At 75.8% G+C, this 9,603-nt stretch carries 8 protein-coding genes and 1 pseudogene; 1 reads left to right on the plus strand and 8 read right to left on the minus strand.

The annotated features are described in order from the left end of the window. Positions 1–19 precede the first annotated feature (19 nt). Both WDV86_RS16100 and WDV86_RS16105 read right to left on the minus strand, forming a co-directional pair. Positions 20–358, minus strand: a complete 339-nt coding sequence (locus WDV86_RS16100) for a P-II family nitrogen regulator (protein WP_339568668.1) — start codon at positions 356–358, stop codon at positions 20–22. After that, positions 355–1,680, minus strand: coding sequence for an ammonium transporter (locus WDV86_RS16105; protein ID WP_339568669.1), 1,326 nt, complete (start codon positions 1,678–1,680; stop codon positions 355–357). The genes WDV86_RS16100 and WDV86_RS16105 overlap by 4 nt, the downstream gene beginning before the upstream one ends. Positions 1,681–2,125: 445 nt before the next feature. Here WDV86_RS16105 and WDV86_RS16110 point away from each other — a divergent pair, with 445 nt between their 5' ends. Beyond that, positions 2,126–3,292, plus strand: coding sequence for an HAD family hydrolase (locus WDV86_RS16110; RefSeq protein ID WP_339568670.1), 1,167 nt, complete (start codon positions 2,126–2,128; stop codon positions 3,290–3,292). Positions 3,293–3,379: 87 nt separating this feature from the next. Here WDV86_RS16110 and WDV86_RS16115 read toward each other — a convergent pair whose 3' ends face one another. From WDV86_RS16115 to WDV86_RS16140, 6 genes and pseudogenes are all read right to left on the minus strand, one after another. Next, the gene (locus WDV86_RS16115; RefSeq protein ID WP_339568671.1) at positions 3,380–4,612 is read right to left on the minus strand and encodes an ABC transporter permease; all 1,233 of its coding nucleotides are present in this window, start codon (positions 4,610–4,612) and stop codon (positions 3,380–3,382) included. Then, the gene (locus tag WDV86_RS16120) at positions 4,609–5,508 is read right to left on the minus strand and encodes an ABC transporter ATP-binding protein (RefSeq protein WP_339568672.1); all 900 of its coding nucleotides are present in this window, start codon (positions 5,506–5,508) and stop codon (positions 4,609–4,611) included. Before WDV86_RS16120 ends, WDV86_RS16115 begins: the two co-directional genes overlap by 4 nt. A gap of 212 nt (positions 5,509–5,720) precedes the next feature. Beyond that, complete coding sequence (locus WDV86_RS16125; protein ID WP_339568676.1) at positions 5,721–6,431, minus strand: response regulator transcription factor; 711 nt, start codon at positions 6,429–6,431, stop codon at positions 5,721–5,723. 38 nt (positions 6,432–6,469) lie between these two features. Continuing rightward, on the minus strand, positions 6,470–7,840 hold the full coding sequence (locus WDV86_RS16130) for a sensor histidine kinase (RefSeq protein ID WP_339568673.1): 1,371 nt from the start codon (positions 7,838–7,840) through the stop codon (positions 6,470–6,472). A 6-nt stretch (positions 7,841–7,846) separates the two neighbouring features. Next, positions 7,847–9,079 carry a signal recognition particle-docking protein FtsY gene (ftsY, locus tag WDV86_RS16135; RefSeq protein ID WP_445263135.1) on the minus strand — a complete coding sequence of 411 codons (1,233 nt, stop codon included), beginning with the start codon at positions 9,077–9,079 and terminating at the stop codon, positions 7,847–7,849. Between the two features lie 134 nt (positions 9,080–9,213). After that, positions 9,214–9,603, minus strand: a pseudogene (locus WDV86_RS16140) (hypothetical protein); the annotation flags it as partial.

The following is a 9,603-nucleotide window of genomic DNA, read 5'->3' on the forward strand; positions in this document are numbered from 1 at the left end:
CCGTCGTCGAGGCTCGCCGTCAGAGGGCGTCGAGCCCGCGCTCCCCGGTGCGCACGCGCACCACGTCGTCCACGGGCAGGACCCACACCTTCCCGTCGCCGATGCGCCCCGTGGACGCCGCGCTGACCACGGCGCTCACGACGTCGTTCGCGTCGACGTCGTCCACGAGCACCTCGAGCCGGTTCTTCGGCACGAGGTCGACCGTGTACTCGGCGCCGCGGTAGACCTCGGTGTGGCCGCGCTGGCGGCCGTACCCGCTGGCCTCGCTGACGGTCATGCCCTGGACGCCGAAGGCCTCCAGCGCGGACTTCACGTCGTCGAGCTTGTGCGGCTTGATCACAGCGGTGATCAGCTTCACGAGGACACCTCCGCGTCGTTGGTGCTGGTCCGCGCGGCCGCCGGACGGCGCACCCCGCTGCCCGAGCCGATGGCGCCGAAGTCGTAGCCCGCCTCGGCGTGCTGGTGCTGGTCGATGCCTGCGTCCTCGTGGTCCTCCTCGATCCGGAAGCCCATGGTCGCCTTGAGGGCGAAGCCGATGATGAGCGTGAGGACGAAGGAGTAGGCCAGCACGGCCACGGCCCCGATCGTCTGGACGAGCAGGAGACCGCCGCCGCCGCCGCCGAAGAGCAGGCCCGCGGCACCCGCCGGGGCGTCCGGGTCGGCGAGGACACCGATGAGGATGGTGCCGATGAGGCCGCCGACGAGGTGGACGCCGACGACGTCGAGCGAGTCGTCGTAGCCGAGCGTGTACTTCAGGCCGACCGCGAGCGCGCAGACGACTCCGGCGATGACGCCGAGGACCATGGCGCCCACCGGGGACACCGAGGAGCACGCGGGCGTGATGGCCACGAGGCCCGCGACGACGCCGGAGGCGGCACCCAGCGAGGTGGGGTGACCGTCCCGGATGCGCTCGGTGACGAGCCAGCCGAGGATCGCGGCGCCCGTGGCGCAGAGGGTGTTGACGACGACGACGGCGGCGGTGTTGTCGGCCGCCAGCGCCGAGCCGGCGTTGAAGCCGAACCAGCCGAACCACAGGATGCCGGCGCCCAGCATGACCAGGGGCAGGTTGTGGGGTCGGTGGGCGCCCGGCGCGAAGCCCTTGCGCTTGCCGAGGACGAAGGTCAGCGCCAGGGCGGCCGCGCCGGCGTTGATGTGCACGGCGGTGCCGCCGGCGAAGTCGATGGCCTCGATGCCGCTGGCGATCCAGCCGCCCGTGATGCCGGCCTCCTCGTCGGAGAAGGCGAAGACCCAGTGCGCGACGGGGAAGTAGACGACGGTGGCCCAGATGCCCGCGAAGACCATCCACGTGGAGAACTTCGTGCGGTCGGCGATGGCGCCCGAGATGAGGGCCGTCGTGAGGATGGCGAAGACCATCTGGAAGGCCACGAAGGCCATCGCCGGGAGGCCGGCGTCCGGGTCGTCGACCATGAGGCCGGCCAGGCCGAGGAACTCGACGGGGTTGCCCAGCAGGCCCCCGCCGACGTCGTTGCCGAACGCGATGCTGTAGCCGTACAGCACCCAGAGCACGCTGATCAGCCCGAGGGAGCCGAAACTCATCATCATCATGTTGAGGACGCCCTTCGAGCGGGTCATCCCGCCGTAGAAGAGCGCCAGGCCTGGCGTCATCAGCAGCACCAGCGCGGCGCTGGTGAGGATCCAGGCGGTGTCGCCGGTGTCCACTCGTCCTCCTGCAGGTAGGGGGACCGGGCCCCTCAGGACCGGTCGGCGGCGCCGGGGTGGCGCTGCGGGAGAGACCGTCGCGGCCGGTCATGTCGTCCGAGGACGAGGCGTGTTACGTGCACGTGTCCTCTGCGGCCTACGTGTGACGCTTGTGTTTCCGCGCCCTCTCGGAGGCTGTGATGTTGGTCTCCGAGACACCTGAGATCTTCCTGGCAGTTGCCGCGCGTCCGTCCGCGGCGCTAGACATCGGCCCGCTCGTGGCCCGCCCTCGGCGTGGCCCGTCTCCCGCCCGGCCCTGCCGGCGACGACCGACGACGGCCTGGCGCGCAGCCGGTCGCCGCGGCGAGCAGCACCCGCACCAGCGGGCCGCGACACCGCGCGGCGACCCCCGGCGGGTCGCCGCACGACCCCAGCCCCATGCCCCCGTCGTAGACCTGGAGCCCAGATGACCCCGACGTCCCTGACCCCGCCGGCGACGAGGACCGCGCCCCCCGCGCGCGGCACGCGCCGTCTGCTGCGCACGGCGGCGACGCCGGTGGCGGCCCTGCTGCTGGCGGGAGCCGTGGCGTGCACCGACGGCGGCGGCGAGCCGGACGCCGGCGCCACCGGGACGACCGACGCCGCGACGCAGGCGGCCACGGTCTGGGGGCCCGAGCTCGACGCCGTCGTCGACGCCGCTCCCGAGGGCAGCTACGCCGTCTTCGACGCCGACAACACGCTGTGGGACAACGACCTCACCGAGGCGCTGCTGGCCCACCTGGAGCAGCGCGGCATCCTCACGTGGGAGACCGTCGACCCTGCTCTGCAGCTGCTGCCGCTGGAGGAGGGCGAGAGCCTCTTCGGCTACTACCTGCGCCTGTGCGGCCTCGTGGGCAACGACGCCTGCTACTACTGGATCGCCGCGTCCTTCTCGGGCATCCCCCTCGGCACGCTGGAGGAGGAGGTGCACGCGATGATCGCCGGTGGCGAGCCGATCCCCGTCACCTACGTCGAGGACGGCGAGCTCGTCGAGGACGAGGTCCTCCCGCCCAGCATCTTCGCGGAGCAGCGCGAGCTGCTCACCCACCTGCGCGAGCAGGGCATCCGCGTCTACCTCGTCACGGCCGCGAACGAGGAGATCGTCCGCATGGTGGTGACGGACGACCGCTACGGCCTCGACGTGACGGACGAGGAGCTCATCGGCGTCGGCCTGCTCCTGCGCGACCCGGACGACGGCGAGCTCTCCGTCTCCCGCACCCTGGTCGACGACGGCGAGTTCCTCACCGCCGACTACCCGGTCGAGCGGCTCGAGCGCAGCGTCCTGACGCCGACGCTCGTCGACGGCACCTGGTACGTCGGCAAGAAGGGCGCCATCGAGCACCACATCGACCCCTACCGCTACCCGGTGGTCGTCGCGGGAGACGCGAGCAGCGACTGGCACATGCTCTTCGGCGTCGACACCAGCTCGCCGACCAGCGGCGTCAGGTTGTGGGTCGACAAGGGCTCGCCCGGGGTCGAGGCGCTGCAGGAGGAGCAGCAGCGCCGCGTGGCGCTGCAGGAGGCCGCCGGGGTCGAGCCCGACGCCGACGACGGCTGGCTGGTGCTCGAGCAGGAGGAGCTGGGCGCCGAGTGAGGCGCCCGGGCTGGCCCGACCTGCCCGGTCGGGCCAGCCCGGTCGAGCCAGCCCGGTCGGGCCAGCCCGTCCTCCTGGTCCCCCGGCTCAGCCCTCGCGCAGCAGCTCGCGCACCGTGGTGCGCCGGTCGGTGCGCAGCAGCGAGCGCTCGTAGAGACGCGCGCCCAGGCGCACGAGCGCGACGGCGGTCACGAGCACGAGCCCGGCCGAGACCACCGGCTCCCACCACGCGACGTCGCCGGCGACGAGGCGGGCCGGCATCGCGACGGTCGAGGCCACGGGCACGAAGGAGGCGACGACCAGCACGGCACCGCCCGCGTTGACGCCGACGACGAGCACGGCCACGAGGACGACGAGCAGGGGCGTCGTCGTCGACTGCAGGTCCTCCGTGCGCGTGGCGACGGACCCCGCGACCGCCCAGACGCAGGCCAGGGCGAGGAAGCCGAGCACGAAGAAGAGGACGAACCAGAGCACGGGGGCGCCGACGACGGCGAAGACGTCGCCGCGGCCGGTCACCGCCAGGCCGGTGAGGCCGACGGCCGCGAGGACGGCGACCTGCGCCAGGGCCAGCGCGCCGTTGGCCACGACCTTGCCGACGAGCAGGGCCCGCAGCGGCACCGAGGCGGCGAGGATCTCGACGACCCGGCTCTGCTTCTCCTCGACCACGCTCTGGGCGATGGCGAAGCCGAACTGGATGGCCAGCAGGTAGAAGAGGAACGCGAAGGCGAAGGACAGCGCCGACGCGAGGAGGGGGTCGACGTCGGCGGGGTCGAGCAGCCGCTCCCCCAGCGTCGACCCCGCGAGCAGGTCGTCGAGGCTCGTCCCCGCGGCCACCGCGGCGCGCTCGAGCGCCTCGGCCTGCGCGGCCTGGCCGAGCGCCGCGGCCAGCGCGCCGTCGACGTCGTCGGCGCCGACCAGCTCGAGCCCGCCGGTGCCGCTCGGCAGCAGCGCGGCGTCGACGTCGCCGGCCAGCACGAGCCGCTCGGCCGCGGCGACGTCGACCGCCCGCGTCACCTCGACCCTGTCGCCCGCGGGCAGCGACGCCCGGGCGCCCTCGACGAGGGCTTCCGCCCGCTGGGCCTGCTCCTGCTGGGCCAGCTCCGGCTGCTCGGCCGGGTCGAGCAGCGCGACCTCTGACGTGCTGGGACGTCCGGCGAGCAACGACGAGACGACGATCCCGGCCACGAGCAGCACGACGAGGACGGCGAAGGAGATGACGAAGGGCTTGTCCCGCAGCTTGACGCGGACCTCGCGCCCGGCGACGACCTGCCAGGCCGGCGTCGCGTCCCCGTCGGTGCGCTCCTGCGGTGCGGTGCTCATCGGACGACCTCCCGGAAGACCTCGGACAGGGGTGGGACGACGGGCGCGAAGGCCACGACGGGTCCGCGGCGCAGCGCCTCGGCGAGCACCCGCTGGTCGGCGCCGGGCGTGGTGACGGTGAAGAGGGCGCTGCCGCCGTCGACGTCGGTCACCTCGACCCCCTCGACGGCCCGGACCCACCCCGCGTCGGCGACGCCGTCGGGCCCGGGGCCCACCTGCAGGCGGGTGCTGGCCGTGCCGCGGGCCCGCAGCTCCTCGACCGTGCCGGCGGCCACGCGCCGTCCGTCGGCGAGGACGACGAGGTCGTCGCAGAGCCGCTCGACGAGGTCGAGCTGGTGGGAGGAGAAGAGGACGGGGACGTCGCGGGCCACCTCCTCGCGCAGCAGGCCCGCCATGGCGTCGACGGCGAGGGGGTCCAGGCCGCTGAAGGGCTCGTCCAGGACGAGCGCGGTCGGGCCGTGGACGAGCGCGGCGGCGATCTGGACGCGCTGCTGGTTGCCCAGGGAGAGGCTGTCGAGCCGGTCGCCCGCGTGCGCGGCGAGGTCGAGGCGCTCCAGCAGCCGGCCGACGGCGCTGCGTGCGGCGCCCGCCCCGAGGCCGTGGAGGCGGCCGAAGTGCACGAGCTGCTCGGCGACCCGCTGCTTGGGGTAGAGCCCGCGCTCCTCGGGCATGTACCCGAAGGAGCGCCGGTCGGCGGCCGTGACCGGACGGCCGCACCAGGTCACCTCGCCCGCGCTCGCGGCCAGCACCCCGAGCAGGACCCGCATCGTCGTCGTCTTGCCCGCCCCGTTCGCGCCGACGAAGCCGGTCATGCGTCCCGGACGGACCTCCAGGTCCACGCCGTCGAGGACGGTCCTGTCCCCGAAGCGGCGGGACAGCCCCTGTGCTGCCAGCACGTGCGCCTCCTGCTCCGCGTCCCCGGACGGCACGCCGCCGCCCGACCGGCCTCGACGGTAGGAGCTGCCGTCCTCCTCCCGCGTCCCCCGCGAGAGCGAGGCGGCGCTCCCCCGTGCGGCGGACGCCGTCCCCACCGGCCCCGGGCGGGCAGGGGCCGCTCACCGGACCCCGACCGGGGAGCGCCCAGCACGGCCGATGGTCGTGGCGGGACTCAGCCCCGCGTGCCGCCGTCGTCGCCGGCCCCGGGGCGCACCAGCCCGCTCTCGTAGGCCAGGACGACGGCCTGCACCCGGTCGCGGACGCCCAGCTTGAGCAGGACCCGCGAGACGTGCGTCTTGACCGTCGCCTCGCCGAGCACCAGCTCCGCCGCGACCTCGGCGTTGGACAGCCCGCGGGCGACCAGCCGCAGGACGCCCCGCTCCCGGTGGGTGAGCTCGGCGAGCAGCTCGGGCCGGTAGGCCGCACCCGACGGCGCGGTGAAGCGCTCGACGACGCGCCGCGTCACCTCCGGGGAGAGCAGCGCGTGCCCGCGGGCGACGGCGCGGACGGCGGAGACGAGGTCGTCGGGGTCGGCGTTCTTCAGCAGGAAGCCCGACGCGCCGGCACGCAGCGCCGCGAAGAGGTGGTCGTCGCGGTCGAACGTCGTGAGCACCACGACACGGCTCGTCCCCGCGGCGACGACCTGCTCGGTCGCGGCGACCCCGTCCAGCACGGGCATCTGGACGTCCATGAGGACGACGTCGGGCGCCAGGGCGGCAGCGGCCTCCACGGCGGCGCGCCCGTCGGCGGCCTCCCCGACGACCTCCAGGTCTGGCTCGACCTCGAGGATCATCCGGAAGCCGCTGCGCACCAGCGCGTGGTCGTCGACGAGCAGCACCCGGCACGTCCTGCCGCCCGGGCCGTCCCCCGGGCCGTCTCCCAGGCCGTCTCCCGGGTCATCCCCCGGGTGCCGGGTCGAGGTCACGTGCCCACCACCGCCGGCGCCAGCGGGTAGCGGGCGCGCACCCGGTAGCCGCCGCCCGGGCGCGGGCCGGTCTCGACCGCGCCGCCCACGAGCGCGGCCCGCTCGCGCATCCCCACGTGGCCCAGCCCCGTCCCCGACGTCCCGCCGCGGACGGGTCCCTCGTCGGTGACCTCCACCTCCACGACGGGCGCCGAGCACCCCCCAGGCACCGACGCGCCACCCGGCGCGTCCGGCAGCCGCTCGTCGCCCGTCGGCCAGCGCACGACCACGCGCGCGGTGCGGGAGGTCGAGTGCCGGGCCGTGTTCGCGAGGGCCTCCTGCACGAGCCGGTGCAGCGTCGTCCCCGTGGTCGCCGCGAGCTCGCGCGGCGAGCCGACGACGGTCAGCTCGACGGCGAGGCCAGCGGCACGCGCCCGCCCGACCAGAGCGGGCAGGTCCGCGAGTCCCGGCTGCGGCGGCGCCGGCGCGGCGCCGGCGCCCTCCGGTGCGCCCTCGCCGTCCTCCTCGGGCGTGCGCAGCACCCCGAGCAGCGCGCGCATCTCCCCCACCGCGGAGCGGCTCGACCTCTCCACCTGCCGCAGGGCCTCGGCGGCGTAGCCCACGCCGGCGTCCTCGGGCGCCGCGCGCTCCAGCACCCGGCGGGCCGCCGCGGCCTGGACGCCCGTCGAGCTCACGTGGTGGGCGACGACGTCGTGCAGCTCGCGGGCGATGCGCAGGCGCTCGGCGACGACGGCCTGGCGCGCCGTCCGCCCCTGCTCGGCGCGCAGCTGGTCGGCGGTCGCCCGAAGCCGCTCCCGGTCCCGGGCCGCCCGCCACAGCGCCTGCCCGCCGAGCCACGCGCCGGCGAAGAAGAGGACGTTGACGAGGGCCGTCAGGGCGAGCAGCCCCGCGCCGGCGCCCTGCAGACCCGCGGACACACCACCCAGCACGCCGGCGAGCAGCCACGCGAGCATCGCGGCGAGGACGACCACCCAGACCGCCACGAGCCGCCGCCGGTCCCGCGCCCAGGCGGTCCCGGAGAGGAGCACGAGGAAGAGGACGAGGTTGAGCGTGAAGGTGCCCGCCGAGCTCGGGGAGAGCACCCCGAGCGTGATGAAGGCAGCGGGGCTGACGACCATGCCCGTGAGCGGCACCACGCGTCGCCCGCACAGGGGCAGCGCGACGAGCACGGTGAGCAGGACGTCGAGCGGCGGCGGCGGGCCGCCGTCCACACCAGAGCCCGGGACGTCGGCGAACGCCGCGCGGGTCAGACCCAGCCCGAGGACGGCGACGAGGACGGCCACCACGCCGGAGCCGACGTCGAGCAGCAGGCTGGGTCGGCCGGGGCGCGGCCGCGCCCACGCCTGGTGCTCGCCCGGCCCCGTCATGGCGCGCTAGGCGAGCAGGGCGTCGACGAAGGCCCGTGGCTCGAAGGGCGCGAGGTCGTCGGCACCCTCGCCGAGCCCGACGAGCTTGACGGGCACACCGAGCTGCCGCTGCACGGCGACGACGATGCCGCCCTTGGCCGTGCCGTCGAGCTTGGTGAGCACGATGCCCGTCACGGCCACCGCCTCGGAGAAGACCTTGGCCTGCTGGAGGCCGTTCTGGCCCGTCGTCGCGTCGAGCACGAGCAGCACCTCGTCGATGCCGCCGCTGCCGGGCGCTGCCGCGGTGATGGCCTTCTCGGCGACCCGCTTGACCTTGCCGAGCTCGTCCATGAGCCCGACCTTGTTCTGGAGCCGGCCCGCGGTGTCGAGCAGGACGACGTCGACCTCGCCCTCCGCGCCGGCCTTGACGGCGTCGAAGGCGACCGACGCCGGGTCCGCGCCGTCGGTGAACGAGCGGACGGTGGGGACGCCGACGCGCTCGCCCCACGTCTGCAGCTGGTCGGCCGCGGCGGCGCGGAAGGTGTCGGCGGCGCCGAGGACGACGTCCTTGTCCTCGGCGACGAGCACCCGGGCCAGCTTGCCGACCGTCGTCGTCTTGCCCGTGCCGTTGACGCCGACGACGAGGACCACCGACGGGCGCCCGTCGTGCGCGCTCACGGCGAGCGAGCGGTCGACGTCCTCCCCGACGACCGTGACGAGCTCCTCGGCGAGCAGCTCGCGCACCGCGTCGGCGTCGCGGGTGCCGAGCACCCGCACCCGGTCGCGCAGGCGGTCGACGAGCTCCTCCGTGGGGCCGGCGCCGAGGTCGGCGAGCAGGAGGGTCTCCTCGACCTCCTCCCACGTCGCCTCGTCGACCCGCTCGCGCGACAGCAGCGCCAGCAGGCCCTGCCCGAGAGCGGTGTTGGAGCGGGACAGGCGCTCGCGCAGACGGACGAGCCGGCCGGCCGCGGGCTCGGGCCGCTCGACCTGCGGCCCGGCGGAGGTCTCCTCGACGGGGGCGACGGGCGTCTCGGACGCCTCGACCTCACCGAGCGGCGGGAGCTCCTCGACGGTGCGGGTGGCGGTGTCCCGCGGGGTCTGGTCGTCGTCGCCGACGCCGGGCGCGTAGTCGACGCCAGGCCTCGGGCGGCCCGCGGGCAGCTCCTCGACGTCGCGGCCGCGGCCCCGGCGCACGAGGGCGACGGCACCGCCGCCGAGGACGACCACCGCGAGGACCGCGAGGCCGATGACCAGCTCGATCGACTCCAGCACGCCGCGATCCTCGCAGACGAGCCCGTGCGCCCCTGCCCGTCGGGGGCCGCGGGGACGGGCCGCCGCGCCGCCGGGGCGCTCCCGGACGCCGACGACGGCGCCCGGGATGCTCCGGCGGAGCCTCAGCCGGCCAGGCGGTCCCGGACGGACGCGGGAAGACGGGCGCCGTCGCCGTCCACCGGCGTCGCCCCACGCTCCTCCCAGGGGCCGGCCGGTGCCTCGGCGCGGCCCACGGGCTCCTCGACCTGCGCGGCACCGGGCGCCTGCGCCTCGCGCGCGACCCGGGCCCCGGCGCCCTCGGCCGGGGGCGCGGCGGCTCCGGCGGCGGAGGGGCGCCGTGCACCGCGCACCCTGCGGGCGAGCGTGACGCCGAGGTCCGCCAGCGCGACGAGGCCACGCCGCAGCGCCGGTGCGAGCCGGTCGGTCCACTCGTCGACGGCCCAGTCCATCGCGTCCTCGACCCGCGTCATGCCGACGGCGAGCAGCCGCCCGCGTCGGCCGGGGCCACCGCG

The sequence above is a fragment of the Pseudokineococcus sp. 1T1Z-3 genome, from assembly GCF_037482365.1.
Classification (GTDB): Bacteria; Actinomycetota; Actinomycetes; order Actinomycetales; family Quadrisphaeraceae; genus Pseudokineococcus.

Coding starts and splice junctions, on each gene's coding strand:
- WDV86_RS16110 (WP_339568670.1), top strand. CDS start 2,126: ATGACCCCGACGTCCCTGACCCCGCCGGCGACGAGGACCGCGCCCCCC.
- WDV86_RS16130 (WP_339568673.1), bottom strand. CDS start 7,840: ATGACGGGGCCGGGCGAGCACCAGGCGTGGGCGCGGCCGCGCCCCGGC.
- WDV86_RS16115 (WP_339568671.1), bottom strand. CDS start 4,612: ATGAGCACCGCACCGCAGGAGCGCACCGACGGGGACGCGACGCCGGCC.